Raw genomic sequence first — 19,697 nt, forward strand, 5'->3', positions numbered from 1 at the left:
CATCGGCTACGGGAGATGGCGAGTTGTCCGGGCATTGCGGGACTTTGCACCCGGTGTACGGGGGCCGGTGACCGGACCGGCCGGAGGAGTACGGACAACGGGTTGGCCGGAAGTTTTCGCCGGTGGGAATCTTCGCGGCTCGCCACTCGTCTTTCCTGATGGGAAATGGGGGCGGAATCGGACGCAGGAGCCGCATCCCGCATCCCGGCGGCGTAAAAGTGCGCAAGCCGGGCAGCCAGTGGGAGTCGGCGTCTTCGGACATCAGGGCAAGGGGCCTGCCGGCGGTGGGGAGTGACACGGTGATGGGCACGGCGGAGCGGCGCGGGGCGACCGCGGAGAGCGTGGCGGAGCGACCGTCGGTGCGGCGGCACCCGGAAGCGTCGGATCGGGACATTCCGGCGCAGGGGTACGCCGAGGAGTCCACCGGCGAATTCAGGCAGCAGGAGCGGCAGTTGTGGGTCGAGGAGCCCGCGCGGCGACGCAGGCTGCCCGACCCGGTGCGTACGGCGGCGGTGCGGGCGGTGCTGATCGCCTCGGTGACGCTGATCCAGGCGGTGGTGGCGTTCCTGTGCACGATGGCCGACTCCTGGCTGGCCTTCCCGATGGTGATCAGCAGCGTGGTCAGCACGATCGTCGCCACCTGGGGCGTGGCCGACGTCTGGGTGACCCGTCAGGTGTGGAACCAGCGGTACGGCGTCGTCTCCGAGCCGAGCAGCACGGCCCGGGCACTGCGCCGTGAGCGCCGGTCCCGCCGGCGGCAGGAGCGCGCCACCCTGCGGGAGCAGGCGCGCATACGCCGGCGGGGCGGCGCCGGGCAGCTGTCGCACCCCTGACCGAGCCGGCCGGACGGGAGGCCCGGCCCGGCCGGCTCCCCGGCTCGGCCCGTACTCGCGAGCCTCCGGGCCTGGATCAGGAGGTCGCGGAGGCCGGCCGCCTGAACATGCGGGTCGCCGTGATCTCGCTGCGCACCTCGTCCCCGGCCTGCGGCTGCTGCGGCAGGCCGGGCCGGAGGTGCTCCTCGACGCTGATGTACTTCAGGCCCGCCCTGAGGTCGGCGTCGTTGCGGAGCCGGATGACCAGCGGGAACTCGGCCAGCGCGGTCGTGTCGAACAGGCCGGTGGTGTACAGGAGCTGCACGCCCAGCGCGTCGGACACCGCCCGCTGGAGCTCCAGCAGGTAGGTGGCGTTGGCGCGGCCGATCGGGTTGTCGAGGAACAGCGTCCCCGCGTGCCGGTGCTTGTCCCGGCCCCGGTCGTTGGAGCGCAGGGCGGCCATCGTGCAGTACAGGGCGATGGCGGCGGTGAGGAGCTGCCCGCCGGAGAACACGTCGCCCATCTGGCCGACGGGGACGCGTTCGGCGCGGAGCACCGCGTCCGGCTTGAGGATCTCCACGGCAACGCCCCTGGGCTGCAGCGCGGCCGCCACTCCGCGCAACAGCAGCGACATGCCGTCGCGCCGCATGTCGGAGTTCTTCTTCACGGCCGCGCGCGTGGCCTCGTCGATGACGTCGCCGAGCCGTTCGGTGAGCGTCGCCTGGTCGGGCTCCTCGAAACGGATGCGCAGGAACTCCTGTCCCGACCACTCGCCGAGCCCTTCGGGGAGACGGGAGAGCCGCTGGGCGGAGCGCAGGGTGGCCAGAGCCGACTCGACCAGCCCGCGGAGCCGGTCGACGATCGAGTCCCGGTTGCGCTCCAACTGGGCCAGTTCGTCGGTGAGGACCCGCAGCCGGGGCGCGAAGGCGGCCGCCCACTTCTGGGCGTGCTCGGGCAGCGCGGAGGCGGGCAGCTCGCGGATCTGCTGCCGGGCGGGGGTGCGCACCTGCTCGTACCGGGTGGAGTTGGCGTGCCGCACGAGCACGTCGCTCGCCTCGCGCACGGCCGCCTCGGCGGCGGACAGGTCGGCCGCGCAGCCGCGCAGTGAGCGGCGGACCTCGGCGGCCGCGTGCCGGGCCTCCTCCAGAGTGCCGGGGTAGGGCTCGGGCTCCTCCTGCTCCTCTTCGGTGGTGTGCTCGCGCAGCAGGTCGCGGAGCATCGCGGCGATCTCGTCGAAGCCGCCGGCCGCGTCCTCGGCGACCCGGTGGGCCTCCAGCAGCTCGGTGTGCGCGTCCCGGGCCTCGGCCAGCGCCTCGGTGCGGGCGGCGAGTTCGGCCGTGGCGGTGCGCAGCAGGGCCTGGGCGTGCTCGGCGTCGCGCGGGGTGAGTTCCGCGGACAGCTCGGTGTGCGCCGCGCCCTCCTCGGGGGCGTGCCGCTCGGCCTCGCCGCGCAGCCGGCCGAGCTGCTCGCTCGCGGTGGACATCCGGGTCTCCAGGAGCTGCACCAGCTCCTCCGCACGTGCGGCGGCCGCCTGCCGGGAGGGGCCGTCGGAGCCGTCCGGCGACTGGAGCAGTTGCTCGGCGCGGCTGCGGACCTTGTTGCTGAGGCGGTCGAGTTCGGCGCGGGCGGCGCTCTCGTCGCTCTCCGCGCGGGCCTGCTCGGCCCGCAGGTCGGCGCCGACGCCGACCTTCTCGTACACCTGGGAGGCGGCTCGGTACGCCTCGCGCAGGGCGGGCAGCGAGGCCTCGGGGTCGTCGGAGTCCGCCGCCGGCACGTCGTCGGGTGCGCCGGCGATCTCGGCGCGTTCGGCGCGCAGCGCACGCGCGGTGCGGCGGGCGTCGTCGGCGGCCCGCTGGACGGCGCGGCGGTCCTCGTCGGCGGCGCGGGCGCGCTCCAGGCAGGCCTGGGCGCGGGCCTCCGACTCGGTCGCCTCGTCGGCGAGTTCGCGGAGCCTGACCTGCCAGCCGGCGCGCTCGCGCAGCCGGAAGGCGAGCCCGGCGAGGGCGTCGGCGGCGCGCCGGGCCCGCTGCGCGGCCTCCTGCCGCTCGTCGCGGACCTGCGTGGCTTCGGCGGCGGTCTCGTCGGCTTCCGCGCGGGCGGTGCGTGCCTCGGCGAGTTCGGCCTCGCTCTCCTCGGCGAACGCGCGTGCCTCCTGCGCCGCCGCGCTCAGCTCGGTCAGCCGTCCGGCCGGGCAGCCGGTGCGCCAGGAGGCGAGGCGGGCCGACAGCTCGCGGTCGCGGCCGAGCCGGGCGGCGAGCGCGCGGATCTCCTCGTCGCGCTCGGCGGCCCGTGCGCGCAGGGCCTGCCGCTCCTCGTCCGCCGCGTGCTCGTCGTGCATGGCGGGGTTCGGCGGCACGAGGAAGACGTCGCCGGAGGTGGCGCCGGGCGCCGGCGTCGGGGCCAGCAGGGCCGCCGCCGTGCCGACCGCCACGGCGGAGCGGGGCAGCAGGGCGGCGTCGCCGAGCGCCTCGCGGGCACGCGCGTGCGTGGCGGGGTCGGTGATGATCACACCGTCGACCAGCTCGGGGCGGGCGGCGAGCACGCGCGCGTGGTCGGCGGAGTCGACGGCCTGGGCGAGGTAGCGCCATCCGGGCAGCGCGGGGATGCCGCGCTCGCCGAGGAACTCGACGGTGGCCAGCACGTCCGGCCCGGGCGGCAGCAGTCCGCCGTCGCCCAGGGCGCCGAGGATGCGGGCGTCGTCGGCGGCGGCCGTACGCAGTTCGAACAGGTGCCGTTCGGCGGCCGACACGGCGTCGTCGAGGAGTTCGCGCAGCTCGTCCGCGAAGCGGTCGAGTTCCTCGGGGCCCATCGTGCCCTCGGCGCGCGGACGGGTTGCCGCCGGTTCCGCCGTCCGCACCGACGGTCCGTCGGTCTCGCTCCTGGGCGCCGGCACCCCGGGGCGGGCCGCTCCGGAAGCGGCCGGCAGGCTCAGCAGCTCGGCGAGCCGGTCCTCGGCGGCCAGCGTCTCGGCGAGGCGCCGCTCGGCGTCGTAGGCGCGCTCGGCGGCGGTCGCGGCGTCCGCCGCGCGAGCCGCCGTCAGCTCGGCGCGCGCCTCGGCGGAGGCCGCCTCACGGGCGTGCTCGGTGGCCTTGCGGGCGGCCTCACGGGCCGCGTCCCAGGCGGCGACCGCGGTCTTCTCGGCGTCGCTCGCGGCGAGCGCGGCGCGGGCCGGGTCGGCGTCCGGCGCGCTGTCGTCGAGCCAGCCCGCGCGCACCGCCTCGGCCGTCTCCTGCTCGACCTCGGCGAGGCGCTGGCGCAGGTGCCCGGCCTCGCTGCGGGCCCGCTGGCCCTCGGTGGCGGCGGCGGTGGAGTCGCGGTAGCCGCTCTCACCGATCTCCTGGAGGGCCGCCGAGCGCTCCTCCCCCTCGTTGGCGAGGCTCTCGGCGCTCTCGGCGGCCGCGTGCAGGGCGCGGACGAGGTCCACGGCGGCCTTGGCGCGGGCGGCCAGCGCGGGGGCGGCGTCCCGCTCCGCCTCCTGGATGGCGGCGGACACGCGCGTGACCCGGTCGGCGGCGGCGCGGTGCCGCAGCACGGCCTCGGCGGCCTGCCAGGCGGAGTGCAGGGTGCGCGCGTCGGCCAGTTCGCGCTTCTGCGCGGCGGCGGCCTTCTCGGCGGCGGCGAGCGCCAGGGACGCGTGCCGGTAGGCGAGTTCGGCGGCGACGAGCGAGCTGCGCTCGCGGGCCCCCTCGGAGTGCGTGACGGCGTAGGCGGCGGCCGTGACGCGCTGCGCCAGGTCGGCGGCGCGCACCCGCTCCCGCACGGCCCTCGCGGACAGCCGCCGGGCCAGGGTGCGGGTGCGGCGTTCGGCGCCGGCGTGCACGTCACGCGTGCGTGAGCGCGTCTCGGCGGCCTCGACGATCCTCCCGAGCAGGTCGACGGAGCCCGCGGTGAAGTCCCGCTCGGCGGTCAGCTCGGCCCGCCGGCCGAGTTTGTCGCCGAAGCCGCTGACCAGGTCGGCGAGGCCGTCGGTGTCCCGGGTGTCGGTGACCGCGCGGAGCAGCAGGTCGGTGAAGTCGGAGTCCTTCTTGACCGCGAAGAGACCCGCCGCCTCGCCCTCGTCGGCGTTCATCTCCCGCTGGTAGCGGAAGAGTTCGGGGTCGAGGCCGAGGTCGCCGAGGTGCTCGATCCAGCGGTCGTGGATCTCCTCCCAGTGCACTTCGAGGTGGGGGTAGGCCTTGCCGGACTCGGTGAGGGCGTCGCGGAAGCCCTTCATGGTGCGGCGCCGGCCTTGGGCGCCCGAGCTGCCCTCGACGGGCGGCCGGACCGCGGTGGACTCGGCGACGGGCAGGTTGTCCAGACTGAGGCCGGGGCCGGGCCGGAAGGAGTACCAGGCCTCGGCGAACTTCCGCGGGTCGCTGGAGACCTGGCGTCCGCGCCACTCGCTGACCTTGCCGACGACGACGCACTCGCCGGTCTGCACGTGCTGCCACTCCAGCGCCACGTGCCCGCAGTCGTCGGCGAGCAGGAACTTGCGCAGCACGCCGGAGCTGGCGCCGCCGAGGGTGTTGCGGTGGCCGGGCAGCATCACCGAGAAGATCAGCTTGAGCAGGACGGACTTGCCGCCGCCGTTCTCCAGGAAGAGCACGCCCGCGGGCGCGGGCCGGCGCGGCGGGCCGGACGGCTCCTCCGCGAAGAACTCCGCCTGCGTGGGCGCGGGGTCGGGCACGGGCCCGCCCACGCCCCGCAGGTCGAGCACGGTGTCGGCGTAGCGCGCACCGGCCGGCCCGATGGAGTAGAGGCGGACCCGGGACAGCTCGTACATGGCGGACTCTCGTAAGTCTGGTCAGGAAGGCGGTGGATCAGGAGTGGAACGGCAGCCCGGCGTCGGCCACCAGGTCCAGGTCCTCGGTGTCCTCGGCGGGCAGCAGGCTGGCCGAGCCGTCGGTGACCGGGACGACGCCCAGCTCCAGCAGCTCGGCCATCGCGGCGCCGCCGGCCAGGTCGCGCACCTGGAGCTGGTAGCGCGCCGTGGTGCGGTAGGTGCCGCCGTGGTCGTCCCCGGTGCGCTGCAGGAAGCCGGATTCGGTGAGGAAGGCCGCGGCCTTGGCGACGATGCCCGTGGTCGAGGCGGCCGGCCGGCGCGCGTCCTTGGTGGCGCCGGTCGCGCTGCGCCGAGCCCAGATCCGCCAGGCGGCCTCCAGACCGGGCGCGTCGGTGGCCGGGTCGGTGTTCTCGCCGCGTTCCTCGGCCCGCTCCTCCAGGCGGCGGCAGGCCTGCCGTACGAAGGCGTCGACGCCGTTGACGGTGATCCGGCCGATGTAGGAGTCGTCGGCCAGATCCTCCGGGCGCGGGAACGCCAGGGCGGCGACGGCCAGGTGGGCCAGGCCGTGCAGGAAGCGGTCCCCGGAGTCGGCGGCGGTGCGACGCGCGTAGTCACCCATGCGGACGGCGAACACCGAGTCCTCGGCGGCGGTCACGGCCATGCCCGCGCGGGGGGACACCTCCAGCACGATCAGGCCGAGGCCGGCGGCGACGGCGTCGGCCAGGCGCGCGAACGCCGGTTCCTCGCGGTAGCGGCGCAGCAGATCGGTGTACTCCTGGTCGCGGGCGGGCTGCAGTCTGGGCTGCAGCCCGAAGGCGACGAGCCGCGCCGCGTCGGCGGCGTCAGCGGGGGTGACGGCGGCGGACGCCGACGGGGCCGGGGCCTGCGTGTCACTCCACTCGACGTGCTCGGTCACGGTCTGGGCTCCTTGTCGCGGTCTCGCTGCTCACTCATGCTGCTTCCGTCCGGTCGGCGGCCATTCCCGCCGCGTCCAGCAGCGCCGTTCCGACGATCAGGTCGGCCCCGCCGAACTCGGGATCGTCCAGTTCGGTCCCGTCGTCGACGGCGAACAGCAGTCTCTGCTCGCCCTGCCGGTAGGCGGTGCCGACCGCGGGGCTGGCCGCGTGCACGGCCAGCAGCGCCACCAGGTAGGGCAGTTCGGGGTCCTGTCCGCGCGCCTCGGCCAGCAGCCCGGACAGTCGGCGCGGGGCGTCCGCCGGCAGGTCCAGCAGCTCCATGGCGGCGGCGAGCTGCTCCTCGCTGAACCGGCTGTCGTCCGGTGTGGCGATCAGGTCGGGCTCGGGCATCTCCGCGCCGAGGTGCTCCCGTTCCACCGGCGGCGTCAGCAGTATGTCCACGAGGTCGCCGACCCGCACCGACACCGGGGTGCGCAGTCCGGTGGCGTGGGCGAAGAAGGCGTCTGTGACGCGGACCGCGCGCTCCAGCGGCAGCGGCAGCGCCGGAGCGAGGAGGTGGCCGTACAGGTCGGTCCCGGACGTGGACGCGGCCGGAGCGAACGCCTGTCTGTCCTGTTCGGCGCGGAACAGCGGGCCCGCTTCCAGCAGCCGGGACTGGAGCTGGGTGTGCCGGCGGATGCAGTCCTTGACGATGTCCACCAGCTCGGCCGCGCGGCGCTTGTTGCCGGGGTCCTCGGTCTCGTCGCGGGCCTTGCGGATGTTGGTGAGGATGGCGTTCTCGTGCCGGTAGCGGTCGGCCACGTGGTCGAGGGCCTCGGCGATCATGTCGGGCACGGCGTTCAGCCAGTCGACCGCGCGGACGTTGCGCCGGGTGGCCTCCAGCGCGCGGCGCAGGGTCTCCGAGTACTGCACGGTGCGGTAGCGGGCCTGCTCGGCGGCGAGCTGTGCGTCGGCGAGGCGGCCGCGGTTGATCAGCACCTCGAGCTTGACCTCGGCGGCGATCTGGGCGCTGGTGACGTCGGTGTCCAGGGCGCCGACGAGGACGTTGACCGCCTCGTCGGTGGTGCGCAGGTAGACGGTGCCGCCGGGGCCGGGGACCTCCTCGATCAGCTTGAAGTCGTAGTCGCGGCGGACGTAGGTGCCGTCCGGCGCGAACGTGCCGTACACCGCGCGGAAGCCGCGGTCCACGCTGCCGACGTTGATCAGGTTCTCCAGGACCCAGCGGGCCACGCGCTCGTGCTCGGCGGTGGGCCGGTGCGGGGCCTGGGCGGCGATGCGCGGGACGAGCCGGGCCACGATCTGCTCGTGGTCGGCGCCCGTGTCGAAGTCCATGTTCAGCGTGACCAGGTCGATGGCGGACAGGGCCACCTCGGCCATCCCGTACACCGAGTACTCGCCGGCGAGGTTGGCCTTGCGCGCGTCGAGGTCGTGCAGCGGCGCCGTGCAGGCGAGCGCGCGCAGCCGCCGCGCCAGCCCCTCGTCGGCGGCCGGGCCCGGCGCCGGGCGCGGCCCCGCGCTGAGCTGGGGCGGAACGCTGTCCGTCGATGCAGGCGAAGTCACGGTGCACAGACTAGGTCCTCGGTCTGACAACGACCCAAACGACGCAGAAGCGACGGCCGTCACAGACGCTCGACGGGTGCGGATGACAGCACCGCGCGCCACGGGCTCCCGGCGTCACCAGGACTCGTCGGGCTCCCGGCGCCGACAGGAGACGGGCTCCCGGCGTCAGGAGGAGGCGTCCTCGCCGACCCGGCGGCGGTACACCTCCACGACCCGCTCCAGCGAGTCGGCGAGGTAGGTCCTCAGCAGCCCCTCGGCCTCGTCCCGGTCGCCGGCCTGCAGGGCCCGCAGGATCTGGCCGTTGCGGGCGAGGTACGGCTCGTGCAGCCGGCGCGGGTGGTCGACGACGTGGAAGGCGAGCCGCAGTTCGGCGAAGACGCTGCGCATCAGCTCGTCGGTGCGTTCGCTGCCGGCCAGCGCCACCAGTTCGCGGTGGAAGTGGATATTGGCCGTGCCCAGCGATTTCCAGTCATCTCCCTGCATGGCGAGCTGCCCCTCGGCGACGGCGGCGGCCAGGCCGTCGAGCGCGTAGGGCGGTTCGCCGAGGCCGCGGACGACGGCGCATTCGACGAGTTCGCGGACGCGGTAGATGTCCTCGACGTCCTCCACGGTCAGGACCCGGACGAAGACGCCGCGGTTGAGTTCGTGGACGAGCAGTCGCTCGTGGGTGAGCAGCCGGAACGCCTCGCGCAGGGTGTTGCGGGAGACCCCGAGCGCGCCGCCGATGGCGTCCTCGGACAGGCGGGTGCCCGGCGGGAAATAGCCCTCGGCGACCCGGCTGCGGAGGATGTCGGAGACCCGTTCGGCGGTGCTGGTGCGCCCCAGGAGGGCGCGGTCGTCGGCCAGTCCCGTCAGCTGCTCTGCCATGCCCGGAATTCAATCGCAGTCGGGAGGACGAGACAACAGGGGTATTGAAGGATCGTTGAACGATCCTCTACGGTGCTCGGCACGGCACAACTCCCGCACGGCATGGCTCGGTTCACCGCACCCCCCGTCCCCCTTCTGCGAGGTGCCCATGAGCACGACTCCCCCGCCCCGGTCCGCGACACCGGACCTCCGGCCGGCCACAGGCGAACGCGTCGCCGAGGACGGCGCGTTCGGCTGGCTGCGGGCCCTCGGCCCGCGCGGCCGCCAGGCGTTCGCCGGAGCTTTCGGCGGATATGCCCTGGATTCCTACGACTACTTCACGCTGCCGCTGAGCATGGTGGCGCTCGCGGCGTACTTCGGTCTGGACAGCGGCCAGACCGGCCTGTTCACCACCGTCACGCTGGTGGTCTCCGCGATCGGCGGGGCGGTGGCCGGGGTGGTCGCGGACCGGCTGGGCCGGGTCCGGGCGCTGATGATCACGGTGATCACGTACGCCGTCTTCACCGTGGCCTGCGGCTTCGCACCCAACTACGAGACGCTGCTGGTGTTCCGCGCCCTGCAAGGGCTCGGCTTCGGCGGCGAGTGGGCGGTGGGCGCCATCCTGGTCGCCGAGTACGCGAGCGCCCGGCACCGGGGCCGCACGCTCGGCGCCGTCCAGAGCTCCTGGGCGGTCGGCTGGGCACTGGCGGCGGTCGTCTACACGCTGGTCTTCTCCGTCGCCGGCGACGACCTGGCCTGGCGGATCATGTTCTGGACCGGGGCGCTGCCCGCGCTGCTCGTGGTGTGGCTGCGCCGCCGGGTGCACGACGCGCCCGAGGCGACGGCCGCCCGTGAACAGAGCCCCCGGCGCGGTTCGTTCGCGGCGATCTTCCGGCCGGCTTCGAACGGCGAGCCGGGCCTGCTGCGCACGACGGTCTTCGCGAGCCTGCTGTCCACGGGCGTGCAGGGCGGCTACTACACGCTGGCGACCTGGGTGCCGACGTACCTCAAGAGCGAGCGCGGCCTGTCCGTCGTGGGCACCGGCGGCTATCTGACCCTGCTGATCTCGGGGGCCTTCCTCGGCTACCTGACCGGTGGACACCTCACCGACCGGCTCGGCCGGCGCCGCAACATCTGGCTGTTCGCGCTGCTCTCGGCGATCTGCGTGCTCGCCTACGCCGACATCCCGCACGGCGCCGACACGCTGCTGCTGGTGCTCGGCTTCCCGCTCGGCTTCTGCATGTCGGCCATCTTCAGCGGCTTCGGCTCCTACCTGAGCGAGCTGTACCCGACGGAGGTGCGCGGCACCGGGCAGGGCTTCACGTACAACACCGGCCGCGCGGTGGGCGCGGTCTTCCCGACCCTGGTGGGCTTCCTGGCGGACAGCTGGGGCGTGGGCGGCGCGCTGGTCTTCGGCGCGATCGGCTACGGCCTCGCGGCGCTCGCCCTGCTCGGGCTGCCGGAGACGCGCGGGAAGGAGCTGGCGTGACGCGGGTGAACCGTACCTCCGACCGGCCCGTGACCCTCGTCGACGAGCACGCGCACGCGTGGAGCCCCGAGGAAGCGCGGGCCCGCTTCCGGGCGGGGCTCACCGGCCCCACGGCGGGTGTCTCGGCCGGGCACACGCAGGCCAACCTGATCGCGGTGCCGGCCGACTGGGCCTACGACATGCTGCTGTTCTGCCAGCGCAACCCCAAGCCGTGTCCCGTGCTGGACGTCACGGACGCGGGCTCCGCCACCACCGTGCTCGCCCCGGGCGCGGATCTGCGCACCGACCTGCCGCGCTACCGGGTGTGGCGGAACGGCGAACTGGCCGAGGAGCCGACGGACGCGCGCGCGTACTGGCGGGACGACCTGGTGTCGTTCCTGCTGGGCTGCAGCTTCACCTTCGAGTGGGCGCTGGCCGGGGCGGGCGTCCCGATCCGGCACGTCGAGCAGGGCCGCAACGTGCCGATGTACGTGACCGGCAGGGAGTGCCGCCCGGCGGGCCGGCTGCGCGGGCCGATGGTGGTGTCCATGCGTCCGGTGCCGCCGCAGCACCTGCGCGCCGCGATCCGGGAGAGCGGCCTGCTGCCCGCCGTGCACGGCGGCCCGGTGCACTGCGGCGATCCGGCGGCCCTCGGCATCGAGGACCTCGGGCGGCCCGACTTCGGCGACCCGGTGGACGCCGCGCCCGACGACATCCCGGTGTTCTGGGCCTGCGGGGTGACCCCGCAGGCGGCGGTGATGGCGTCCCGGCCGCCGTTCGCCATCACCCACGCACCGGGCCAGATGTTCCTGACCGACGCGCGGGACGAGCAGTACCGCGTGGTCGGCGTCGACTGACGCCGGCGAGCGGCACACCGGGCACGGGGCCCGGACAGCACCCGACACGAGGACCGGAAAGACACGAGGGACCATGACCGCGATCGATCTGAACGCCGACCTGGGCGAGGGCTTCGGCCGCTGGCGGCTGACCGACGACGAGCAACTGCTGTCCGTCGTCACCAGCGCCAACGTGGCCTGCGGGTTCCACGCCGGCGACGCGGCCACCATGCGCCGGGTGTGCGAGCTGGCCGCGGCGCGCGGGGTGACGATCGGCGCGCAGGTCTCCTACCGGGACCTCGCCGGGTTCGGGCGGCGCGCGATGGACGTGCCGCCCGCCGAGCTGGCCGCCGAAGTGGCCTACCAGATCGGCGCCCTCGAGGTGTTCGCCCGGGCGGCGGGCGCGCGCGTGGCGTACGTCAAGCCGCACGGCGCGCTCTACAACCGGGTGGTGCACGACGAGGACCAGGCCGCTGCGGTGGTGGACGGCGTGCTGCTGGCGGACGCCTCGCTCCCGGTGCTCGGCCTTCCCGGCTCCCGGCTGCTGGAGCTGGCCGGGAAGGCGGGCCTGCCGACCGTCACGGAGGCGTTCGCCGACCGCGCCTACACCGACGCGGGCACGCTGGTGCCGCGCGGCCGGGAGGGCGCCGTGGTGAGCGATCCGGAGACCGTCGTGGAGCGCTCGGTGGGTCTCGCGCGCTCCGGCTCGGTGATCGCGCACTCCGGCGCGCGGATCCGGGTCCGCGCCCGCTCGCTGTGCCTGCACGGCGACACGGCCGGCGCGGTGGATCTGGCCCGCCGGGTGCGCGAGCGGCTGGTGGCGGCGGGCGTGCGGGTGGAGGCCTTCGCATGAGCGGCCTGACGGCACTCCCCGTCGGCGACGACGCCCTCCTGGTCGAGGTCGCCTCCGGCTCGCAGGCGCGGGCCCTGCACGCGGAGTTGCTGCGACGGCGGGCGGAAGGGTCGCTGACCGTACGCGAGATCGTCCCGGCGGCCCGTACGGTCCTGCTCGACGGGCTCGCCGACCCGGCCCGCCTGGCATCCGAACTGGCCTGCTCGGAAACGCCCGCCGCTCCCCCGCAGACGCCCGAGCGGGTCGAACTGCCCGTGCGCTACGACGGCCCGGACCTTACGGAGGTCGCCGCCCACTGGCGGGTGTCCGTGCGCGAAGCCGTCCGGATCCACGCGGACACCGAGTTCACGGTGGCCTTCTGCGGGTTCGCGCCCGGCTTCGGCTACCTCACCGGGCTGCCCGCCCGCTACGACGTCCCGCGCCGGGCCACCCCGCGCACGGCGGTGCCGGCGGGCGCCGTGGCACTGGCGGGACCGTACACGGGTGTCTACCCGCGCTCCTCGCCGGGCGGCTGGCAGCTGATCGGCACCACGGACGCGGTGCTGTGGGACCACGCGCGCGTACCGGCCGCGCTGCTCTCACCGGGCACACGGGTGCGCTTCACACCGGTGGGCGACGCGTGAGGGCGCACGCGCGGGCGTGCCCGGCAGCCGGGGAGGACACGTGAGCGACCGCGCGCTCGTCGTGGTGCGGGCCGGGGCGCTCACCACCGTGCAGGACCGCGGGCGCCCCGGGTACGCACACCTCGGCGTGCCCCGCTCCGGGGCACTCGATCCGCGCGCGGCGGCCCTCGTCAACCGGCTGGCCGGCAACCCGGCGGACGCGGCGGTCCTGGAGACCACGGTCAACGGCTGCGCGCTGCGCCCGCGTTCCATGGTGACCGTCGCCGTCGCGGGGGCGCCGTGCCCGGTCACGGTGGCCGGACGGCCGGTCGCCTGGGGCGCCCCGGTCACCGTGCCCGCCGGTGAACTGCTGGAGGTGGGCACGGCCGTGGCCGGCCTGCGCGCCTACGTGGCCGTGTCCGGCGGCATCGCCGTGGAACCGGTCCTCGGCAGCCGCTCCCGCGATCTGCTGTCCGGCCTCGGTCCGGCGCCCCTCACCGACGGCACGGTGCTGCCGCTGGGGGTCCCGGCCGGCCCGCCCGCGCGCGTGGACCCCGTCCCGCAGCCGGGGCCGCCGGCCGAGCTGGTGCTCCGGGTGACGACGGGCCCGCGCGACGACTGGTTCACGGCGGGCGCGCTGCGGACGCTGACCACGCGCGCGTACCGGGTGTCCCCGGCGAGCAACCGCATCGGCCTGCGCACCGAGGGGCCCGCCCTGGAGCGGGCCCGCCAGGGCGAACTCCCCAGCGAGGGCATGGTGCTCGGCGCGGTCCAGGTCCCGCCCGACGGCCGCCCGGTGGTCTTCCTCGCCGACCACCCGACCACCGGGGGCTACCCGGTGATCGCCGTGGTCCGCGCGGCCGACCTCCCGGCGGCCGCGCAGGCGGTCCCGGGCACCCCGGTGCGGTTCGTGGCGGTACGGCGCCGGTGATCCCCGAAGCCGGTCCGGGCGCCCTCGACGCACCGGGCCGGGGGCAGGGCGGCGAGTGCCCGCGACACCGCGGCGGACGCGCGCAGGTCGAGCTGGTCGGCGGTGCCCCGCGCGCGGTGCCGTGCCTCGTCCGCCGCCAGCCGCAGCAGCTGGGGCAGCAGATCGGTGCAGCGCCTGGCCACCCAGCCGGTCCCCGCGGTGGCGAGCCACCACAGGCTCGCCACGCGGGTCGGGGCCGGGAACTCCGGTTCGGTGGACGGCGGCGCCCCGGTGGCCAGACCCGCCGCGGCGAGGAGGGCGTGGAAGCGGACGGCGAGCTGCCGGTGGCCGCGCTCGCCCGGGTGCAGCCGGTCCGCGCTCCACAGGGCGCGGTCGCCGAGCCAGGCTCCCTCCGAGGCGTGCAGGTGGACCGCCGCGTACCGGCCGGACAGCGCGTGCACGACGGCGTTGACCGCCCGTTGCCGCCGGGCCAGCGGGCGGGCCAGGGCGCCGGGGAGTCCGAGCATCGCGCCGGGGGCGGGCAGACAGGCGGTGAGCAGCGTGGCGCCCTGGCCGGTGAACGCCGCGTAGACCTGGTCGAGCCGGACGGCCGCGGCGTCGATGTCGAAGGTGTGGCGCAGCGTGTCGTTGACGCCGACGACGACGGAGACCAGGCCCGGGCGGAGCGCGAGCCCGGCCGGGGTCTGCGCCGCGCGCACGTCGTGCGTCCGCGCCCCGCTGCCGGCCAGGTTCGTGAACTCCGTCCGGCCGGGGTCCTCGGTGAGGGCGGCGGCCAGCAGGGCGGCCCAGCCGCGCCAGGCCTCCCCCAGCGGGTCGCCCACGCCCTCGGTGAGCGAGTCGCCGAGCGCCACGAAACGCACAGGTCTCATGACGCGCCCTCGCGGGTCGCGGGGCGGGCCGGAGCCTCCGCGCGCCCGAGCACCTCCGCGTCGTGCGCGGCGAGGAACGCCTCCACCGCCGCGCCCCAGCCGAAGCACTCCGCACGCGCGCGTGCCGCCTCCCGCCGTTCGGGCCCGGAGCGCGCCAGCAGCAGTTCCACGGCGTCCGCGAAGGCCTCGCCCCGGTCGGCCGCCACCACGCCCGCGGAACCGAGCACCTCGGGCAGCGCCGAGGACGCGCTCGCCACCACGGGCGTCCCGCACGCCATGGCCTCCAGCGCGGCCAGCCCGAAGGTCTCGGCGGGCCCGGGCGCGAGGCACACGTCGGCGGACGCCTGGAGCGCGCCGAGGTCCGCCCGGTCCGCGACATGGCCCAGGAAGGCCACCGGCAGGCCGCGTTCGCGCGCCCGGTGCTCCAGCCGCGCCCGCAGCGGCCCGTCCCCGGCCACCACCAGCACCGCCCGCCGGCCGCGCCGCAGCAGCGCCTCCAGTGCGTCCAGGGCGGTGCCGGGCCGCTTCTCCACCGACAGCCGCGAGCACATGACGAGCAGCGCCTCGTCGCCGCGCGCGTGCAGGGCCCGCAGCCCGGGATCGCGCAGACCGGGGTGCCGCTCCGTCAGGTCGACGCCCAGCGGGGCGCGTACGACGTTGCGCGCGCCGATGCGCACGAACTCGCGCTCGGCGAACTCCGTGGTGCACACCACGCGCGCGTAGACGTGCGCGGTACGGGTGTTGAGGGCGTCGGCGGTCCGCCGGGCGAGGTGCTCCGGCAGGCCCCAGGTGCGCAGGACGCCGTCGGCGGTCTCGTGGGAGACCATCACGGCGGGTATCCGCGCGCGACGCGCCCAGCGGCCGGTCCAGCGCAGGGTGGTGCGGTCGGAGACCTCCAGGCGGTCCGGGGCCAGCCGCTCCAGGAGCGCGGCCAGCCGCCGCCGGTCGGCCAGGACGCGGTAGCCGCCCGTGCCGGGCACCACCGGTCCGGGCAGGGTGATGACCCGGCCCTGCTCGGTGTCGCGGTCGGTGTGCCGTTCGCTCGGCACGACCAGCACCGGCTCGTGGCCCGCCGCCCGGAAGCCCCTGCCCAGTTCCCGCAGGGCGGTGCGCAGGCCGCCGGAGGCCGGGGTGACGAAGTTGGCGAGCCGGACGATGCGCAGGGGTGTGCCGGTTGTGCCGGTCATGCCGCCACCGCCGTCTTCCGGGCGGCGAGCACGTCCTCGTAGTGCTCGATCAGCCGGTCGCCGACGGCGGCCCAGGTGCGTCCCTCGACCGTCGCCCGCCCGGCGGCGCCATAGGCGGCCCGCAGCCCCGCGTCGGCGGCCAGGGCGCGCACGGCCTCCCGTACGGCGACCGCGTCACGCGGAGGGACCAGCAGGCCGGTGCGCCCGTGGGCGACCAGGTCGAGCGGTCCGCCGGCGGCGGGGGCCACCACGGACACGCCGCTGGCCATGGCCTCCTGGACGGTCTGGCAGAAGGTCTCGAAGGGGCCGGTGTGCGCGAACACGTCCAGCGAGGCGAAGATCCGGGCTAGGTCGTCGCCGGTGCGCCGGCCGAGGAAGACCGCGCCCGGCAGGGCCTCGGTCAGGTGGGCGCGGCTGGGTCCGTCGCCGACCACCACGACCCGCACGCCCGGCAGCCCGCAGACACCGGACAGCAGGTCGACCTGCTTCTCGGGGGCGAGCCTGCCGACGTAGCCGACGAGCACCTCGCCGTTCGGCGCGAGTTCGCGGCGCAGCGCCTCGTCCCGGTGGTCCGGCCGGAAACGGACGGTGTCCACGCCGCGCGGCCACAGCCGGACCCGGGGCACATCGTGTGCCTCGAGGTCGCGCAGGGCGGCGCTGGACGGGGCGAGGGTGCGGTCGGCGGCGGTGTGCACGGAGCGGATGCGCCGCCAGGCGGCGGCCTCGCCGGCGCCCATGTAGGTACGGGCGTATCCGGCCAGGTCGGTCTGGTAGACGGCGACGGCGGGTATGCCGAGCCGGGCGGCGGCCGCCATGCCCCGGACGCCGAGGACGAACGGGCCGGCCAGGTGGACCAGGTCGGCCCGGTGCCCGGTGAGCGCGGCGGCGAGCCGCCGGCTGGGCAGGGCGACCCGGACCTGCGGGTAGCCGGGGAGCGGGAGGGAGGGGATCCGGACGACGGGACACGGCTCCGCCAGGGCGTCGGCCCTGGTGCCGGGTGCGGTGGCGGGAGCGACGACGAGCGGATGGTGACCGCGGTCCCCGAGGTGGCGGGCGGTCTGGAGCGCGCAGTGGGCGACGCCGTTCACGTCGGGGGGAAAGGATTCGGTCACGATGACGACACGCATACGGGTGTTGTCGCCGTGCCGGACGTGGCCGCGTCAACGTCGATCTTTCCGGCCGGGGAACGTCCTGTGAGCGTTGGACCGCGCACCCGCGCGGGCCGCACGGCCGCCATGCCCGCCTGCCCCGCGGGTCACCCGGTGTTCACCCAGGGGCGGGCCGTCCACCCGGGCGGCGTACGTACGGCACCCGTGCCGGCCGCTGCGCGCGTCCCCCGGCACGCGTCCCCGGCCGGCGCCCGCCGGAGCCGTGGCTCCGGCCTGGTCCGGGTGCGGGCGGTCCGGGCTTGGACGGTCCAGATTGGACGATCCGAGGTTGGACGGTCCGAGCTTGGACGATCCGAGCTTGGAAGGTCCGGGTCACATGATCTGCGCGTCCGGTCCGAAGCGGCTGCGGACCGCCGTCTGCACCTCGTCCTCCTCGGCCGGGTCGGCGGCGAGGCGGCGGAGCCTCTCCACGACGCGGACGTCGCCGGTCTCGGCGTGCCGGGCGGCGATCTCCCGGGTGGTCTCCTCGCAGTCCCACAGGCACTCGACGGCGAAGCCGGTGGCGAAGGAGGGGTCGGTGGCGGCCAGGGCGCGGGCGGCGCGGCCGCGCAGGTGGGAGGAGGCCGTCTCGCGGTAGACGTGGCGCAGCACCGGGGCCGCGCAGGCGATGCCGAGGCGTCCGGCGCCGTCGACCAGGGTCCACAGGGTGGGCGCGTCGGGCCCCTCGCCGCGTACGGCCTCGCGCAGGGCGCCGAGGACGAGGTCGCTGTCCTGGGCCCCGCCGCGGCAGGCGAGCATCCGGCCGGCGGCGGCCCCGAGGGCGTCGGGGCGCTGGGCCCAGCGCCGGGCCCGCTGGACGGCGGCGATGCTGCGCATCCGTTCGAAGGCGTCGACGGCGGCCTCGACGACGACCGACGTTCCGTCGGCCACCGCTGCCTCGATCAGACCGAGGACGTCGGGATCGTTGCTGTCGGCGAGGTAGCGCAGGGCCGTACAGCGGGCCCCGTCGGTGCCGGACCGGGCGGCCTGGAGGATCTCCGGCCGGTCGTCCGGACCGGCCACGGCGACGAGGCAGCGGGCGGCCGGCACATGGAGGGCGGCGCCGCGTTCGATGCCCTGCTGGGCCCACTCGAAGACGGCTCGCACGCTCCAGCCCGGACGTGGCCCGGTGGGCCGCATCTGGCGCTGCCAGCGGTCGAAGCAACCGGTCTCCTGGGCGGCACGCACGCGTGTGGCGACCGATGCGCGCGGATCCTCGGCCCACAGCCGCCAGGGCCGCGGCTCGAAGGCGTCGCGGACGGCGGCGGCCAGTTCGGCCTCGCCCTCCGGGTCGGTGGCGAAGCGGGCCAGGACCGGGGCGGCGAGGGCGCGCAGGCCCGCGTCGTCGTCCCGGAGGGCCAGTTCGTCGAGAGCCCAGGCCCAGTTGGAGCCGTGAGCGGCGTACCTGCGCAGCAGTTCGAGCGCGTCCCGCCTGCCGTAGGAGGCGAGGTGTCCGAGCACGGCCAGGGCGAGGCCGGTGCGGGACTCCTCGGTGTCGAGGACGTCCTCGGCGCCGAAGAGGTGCGCTTCGACGGCGTCCAGTTCGCCGTTCAGGTCGAGGTAGAGCCGGGCGTAGTAGAGGGAGCGGTTCTCCACCTGCCAGTCGTGGCGGGGGTCGCGCAGCACACAGTGGTTCAGGGCCGCGAGCGCCTCGGCGCGCGGGGCGGTGAGCGCGTGCAGCGTGCCGTCGCCGCGGCCCCGCTGGAGCAGGCCGAGCAGCGTACCGCTGGGCGCTATGACCGGATCGAACATGGGAAACAGCCTCACATCAAGCGTCGACGCAACCGGGAAACACGCATTACCTGGCCGCGTGACACAACGTCGGAGCGCCCGCCGTCTCTTGCTTGCTGTAGACCATCTCTCTGCCTCTCGTCGGTGGCCCATGCGGACCGCGTCACGGTCCGCGCGGTGCGGCAACACCTGCCCGGCCATCGCGTCCGTGAATCACGTCGTCATGATGACCCGCGCTGTGAGCTGCCGCGACCGTATTTCCGGCGGCCTTGTACCGCCTCCCCCGTTGTCCGTGTCGTGCCTGGTCAGAACGGCCGCTTCAGTGCGCGCCGAACAGCTCCAGGAGTTCCGCCTTGCCGAACATGCGCGCCGTGTCGACGGCCGAGGGGGTCCCCGCGGCCGGGTCGGCGCCGCCCTCCAGGAGCGCTCTGATCACTTCCGTCTCACCTTTGAACACGGCTCCCGCGAGCGGGGTCTGACCCCGGTCGTTGATCCGGTCGGCCTCGGCGCCCCGGGCGAGCAGGGCGCGTACCGCGTCGGCGTGACCGTGGTACGCGGCGAGCATGACCAGGGAGTCGCCCCGGTCGTTGGTGAGGTTGGCGGGCACGCCGGCGTCGACATACGCCACGAGCTCGTCCGTCCGCCCCTGCCGCGCCAGATCGAAGATCTTGGTCGCCAGCTCCACGACCTCGGGGTCGGGAACGTCACTCATCGACGTGACCGCCTCTCGTTGCAACCGTTCAGGTGAATCGCAAGGGTACTGGCTCGCGCCTCGCATGGCCCGAACCGCCCGAGGTGAAGATCACCCGAGACACCGGCGGACGCAAGCGCCCGGATCAAGCGGCCCGCCCACGGCTCCACCGGTCGAGGGAAAAGCACCGTAATTCACCCAGTTGCACCTTTTATCGTATAGATACATCCTGTGATCCTGGAAGAACTCACGGTGACTGTCCCCCTCGACACCAGGAGGTCTCAAATGATCCTCTCCATGTCCGGCGTCGTCCTGCTCGGCGTCGTCGTCTTCCTCTTCTTCCGCAAGGACGGGCTCAAGGGCTCGCATGCCTGCGTCTCGGCCCTGTTCGGCTTCTATCTCTCCAGCACGGCCATCGCCCCGAGCATCAAGGCGGGCGGGGAGAGCCTGGCGAGCCTGCTGGGCGGCATCAAGTTCTGACGCC

16 protein-coding genes are annotated in these 19,697 nt (G+C 75.2%); 7 read left to right on the forward strand and 9 right to left on the reverse strand.

The features are described from left to right. Window positions 1–302 precede the first annotated feature (302 nt). Window positions 303–833 (forward strand): hypothetical protein, encoded by a 531-nt coding sequence (locus tag ACZ7JA_RS25165; RefSeq protein WP_351664161.1) that lies wholly within the window; start codon window positions 303–305, stop codon window positions 831–833. 76 nt (window positions 834–909) lie between these two features. On the opposite strand, the gene ACZ7JA_RS25170 is transcribed toward ACZ7JA_RS25165, so the two are convergent. From ACZ7JA_RS25170 to ACZ7JA_RS25185, 4 genes are all read right to left on the reverse strand, one after another. Then, window positions 910–5,574 carry a hypothetical protein gene (locus ACZ7JA_RS25170; protein WP_470810571.1) on the reverse strand — a complete coding sequence of 1,555 codons (4,665 nt, stop codon included), beginning with the start codon at window positions 5,572–5,574 and terminating at the stop codon, window positions 910–912. Window positions 5,575–5,611: 37 nt separating this feature from the next. Then, window positions 5,612–6,490 (reverse strand): hypothetical protein, encoded by an 879-nt coding sequence (locus ACZ7JA_RS25175; protein ID WP_351663767.1) that lies wholly within the window; start codon window positions 6,488–6,490, stop codon window positions 5,612–5,614. A 34-nt stretch (window positions 6,491–6,524) separates the two neighbouring features. Continuing rightward, window positions 6,525–8,051, reverse strand: a complete 1,527-nt coding sequence (locus tag ACZ7JA_RS25180; protein WP_389448294.1) for a hypothetical protein — start codon at window positions 8,049–8,051, stop codon at window positions 6,525–6,527. Between the two features lie 165 nt (window positions 8,052–8,216). Then, complete coding sequence (locus ACZ7JA_RS25185) at window positions 8,217–8,918, reverse strand: GntR family transcriptional regulator (RefSeq protein ID WP_351663769.1); 702 nt, start codon at window positions 8,916–8,918, stop codon at window positions 8,217–8,219. A 148-nt stretch (window positions 8,919–9,066) separates the two neighbouring features. Between ACZ7JA_RS25185 and ACZ7JA_RS25190 the strand changes: the two genes are divergently transcribed. The 5 genes from ACZ7JA_RS25190 (at window position 9,067) to ACZ7JA_RS25210 (ending at window position 13,587) form a co-directional block, all read left to right on the forward strand. Continuing rightward, entirely contained in the window at window positions 9,067–10,386 is a 1,320-nt protein-coding gene (locus ACZ7JA_RS25190; protein ID WP_351663770.1) for an MFS transporter, read from the forward strand. Window positions 10,387–10,391: 5 nt separating this feature from the next. Beyond that, window positions 10,392–11,222, forward strand: coding sequence for a putative hydro-lyase (locus tag ACZ7JA_RS25195; RefSeq protein WP_351664163.1), 831 nt, complete (start codon window positions 10,392–10,394; stop codon window positions 11,220–11,222). 73 nt (window positions 11,223–11,295) lie between these two features. Next, complete coding sequence (locus ACZ7JA_RS25200; RefSeq protein ID WP_389306399.1) at window positions 11,296–12,054, forward strand: LamB/YcsF family protein; 759 nt, start codon at window positions 11,296–11,298, stop codon at window positions 12,052–12,054. A 5-nt stretch (window positions 12,055–12,059) separates the two neighbouring features. Beyond that, a complete protein-coding gene (locus tag ACZ7JA_RS25205; protein ID WP_470810879.1) occupies window positions 12,060–12,677 on the forward strand; it encodes a 5-oxoprolinase subunit B family protein in 618 nt (205 codons plus the stop codon). A gap of 40 nt (window positions 12,678–12,717) precedes the next feature. Continuing rightward, complete coding sequence (locus tag ACZ7JA_RS25210; RefSeq protein ID WP_470810574.1) at window positions 12,718–13,587, forward strand: 5-oxoprolinase subunit C family protein; 870 nt, start codon at window positions 12,718–12,720, stop codon at window positions 13,585–13,587. On the opposite strand, the gene ACZ7JA_RS25215 is transcribed toward ACZ7JA_RS25210, so the two are convergent. The 5 genes from ACZ7JA_RS25215 to ACZ7JA_RS25235 all read right to left on the reverse strand — a co-directional run bounded on the left by ACZ7JA_RS25215 (window position 13,488) and on the right by ACZ7JA_RS25235 (window position 19,234). After that, complete coding sequence (locus ACZ7JA_RS25215; protein ID WP_470810576.1) at window positions 13,488–14,456, reverse strand: SGNH/GDSL hydrolase family protein; 969 nt, start codon at window positions 14,454–14,456, stop codon at window positions 13,488–13,490. The two genes, ACZ7JA_RS25210 and ACZ7JA_RS25215, sit on opposite strands and share 100 nt — an antisense overlap. Then, a complete protein-coding gene (locus tag ACZ7JA_RS25220; RefSeq protein WP_470810578.1) occupies window positions 14,453–15,643 on the reverse strand; it encodes a glycosyltransferase in 1,191 nt (396 codons plus the stop codon). The genes ACZ7JA_RS25215 and ACZ7JA_RS25220 overlap by 4 nt, the downstream gene beginning before the upstream one ends. Further along, the gene (locus ACZ7JA_RS25225) at window positions 15,640–16,770 is read right to left on the reverse strand and encodes a glycosyltransferase family 4 protein (RefSeq protein ID WP_470810580.1); all 1,131 of its coding nucleotides are present in this window, start codon (window positions 16,768–16,770) and stop codon (window positions 15,640–15,642) included. The genes ACZ7JA_RS25220 and ACZ7JA_RS25225 overlap by 4 nt, the downstream gene beginning before the upstream one ends. A gap of 354 nt (window positions 16,771–17,124) precedes the next feature. Continuing rightward, window positions 17,125–18,543, reverse strand: coding sequence for a HEAT repeat domain-containing protein (locus ACZ7JA_RS25230; RefSeq protein ID WP_351663776.1), 1,419 nt, complete (start codon window positions 18,541–18,543; stop codon window positions 17,125–17,127). Window positions 18,544–18,841: 298 nt separating this feature from the next. Beyond that, the gene (locus ACZ7JA_RS25235; RefSeq protein WP_351663777.1) at window positions 18,842–19,234 is read right to left on the reverse strand and encodes an ankyrin repeat domain-containing protein; all 393 of its coding nucleotides are present in this window, start codon (window positions 19,232–19,234) and stop codon (window positions 18,842–18,844) included. Between the two features lie 264 nt (window positions 19,235–19,498). Here ACZ7JA_RS25235 and ACZ7JA_RS25240 point away from each other — a divergent pair, with 264 nt between their 5' ends. After that, window positions 19,499–19,693 carry a hypothetical protein gene (locus tag ACZ7JA_RS25240; RefSeq protein ID WP_143638022.1) on the forward strand — a complete coding sequence of 65 codons (195 nt, stop codon included), beginning with the start codon at window positions 19,499–19,501 and terminating at the stop codon, window positions 19,691–19,693. Window positions 19,694–19,697 lie beyond the last annotated feature (4 nt).

This window comes from Streptomyces sp. NPDC038135, assembly GCF_055601245.1.

Bases quoted from the DNA above. Each gene is read 5' to 3' on its own strand.
- ACZ7JA_RS25200 (WP_389306399.1), top strand. From the start codon at position 11,296: ATGACCGCGATCGATCTGAACGCCGACCTGGGCGAGGGCTTCGGCCGC.
- ACZ7JA_RS25225 (WP_470810580.1), bottom strand. From the start codon at position 16,770: ATGCGTGTCGTCATCGTGACCGAATCCTTTCCCCCCGACGTGAACGGC.
- ACZ7JA_RS25165 (WP_351664161.1), top strand. From the start codon at position 303: ATGGGCACGGCGGAGCGGCGCGGGGCGACCGCGGAGAGCGTGGCGGAG.
- ACZ7JA_RS25240 (WP_143638022.1), top strand. From the start codon at position 19,499: ATGATCCTCTCCATGTCCGGCGTCGTCCTGCTCGGCGTCGTCGTCTTC.
- ACZ7JA_RS25230 (WP_351663776.1), bottom strand. From the start codon at position 18,543: ATGTTCGATCCGGTCATAGCGCCCAGCGGTACGCTGCTCGGCCTGCTC.
- ACZ7JA_RS25215 (WP_470810576.1), bottom strand. From the start codon at position 14,456: ATGAGACCTGTGCGTTTCGTGGCGCTCGGCGACTCGCTCACCGAGGGC.
- ACZ7JA_RS25185 (WP_351663769.1), bottom strand. From the start codon at position 8,918: ATGGCAGAGCAGCTGACGGGACTGGCCGACGACCGCGCCCTCCTGGGG.
- ACZ7JA_RS25190 (WP_351663770.1), top strand. From the start codon at position 9,067: ATGAGCACGACTCCCCCGCCCCGGTCCGCGACACCGGACCTCCGGCCG.
- ACZ7JA_RS25235 (WP_351663777.1), bottom strand. From the start codon at position 19,234: ATGAGTGACGTTCCCGACCCCGAGGTCGTGGAGCTGGCGACCAAGATC.
- ACZ7JA_RS25220 (WP_470810578.1), bottom strand. From the start codon at position 15,643: ATGACCGGCACAACCGGCACACCCCTGCGCATCGTCCGGCTCGCCAAC.
- ACZ7JA_RS25170 (WP_470810571.1), bottom strand. From the start codon at position 5,574: ATGTACGAGCTGTCCCGGGTCCGCCTCTACTCCATCGGGCCGGCCGGT.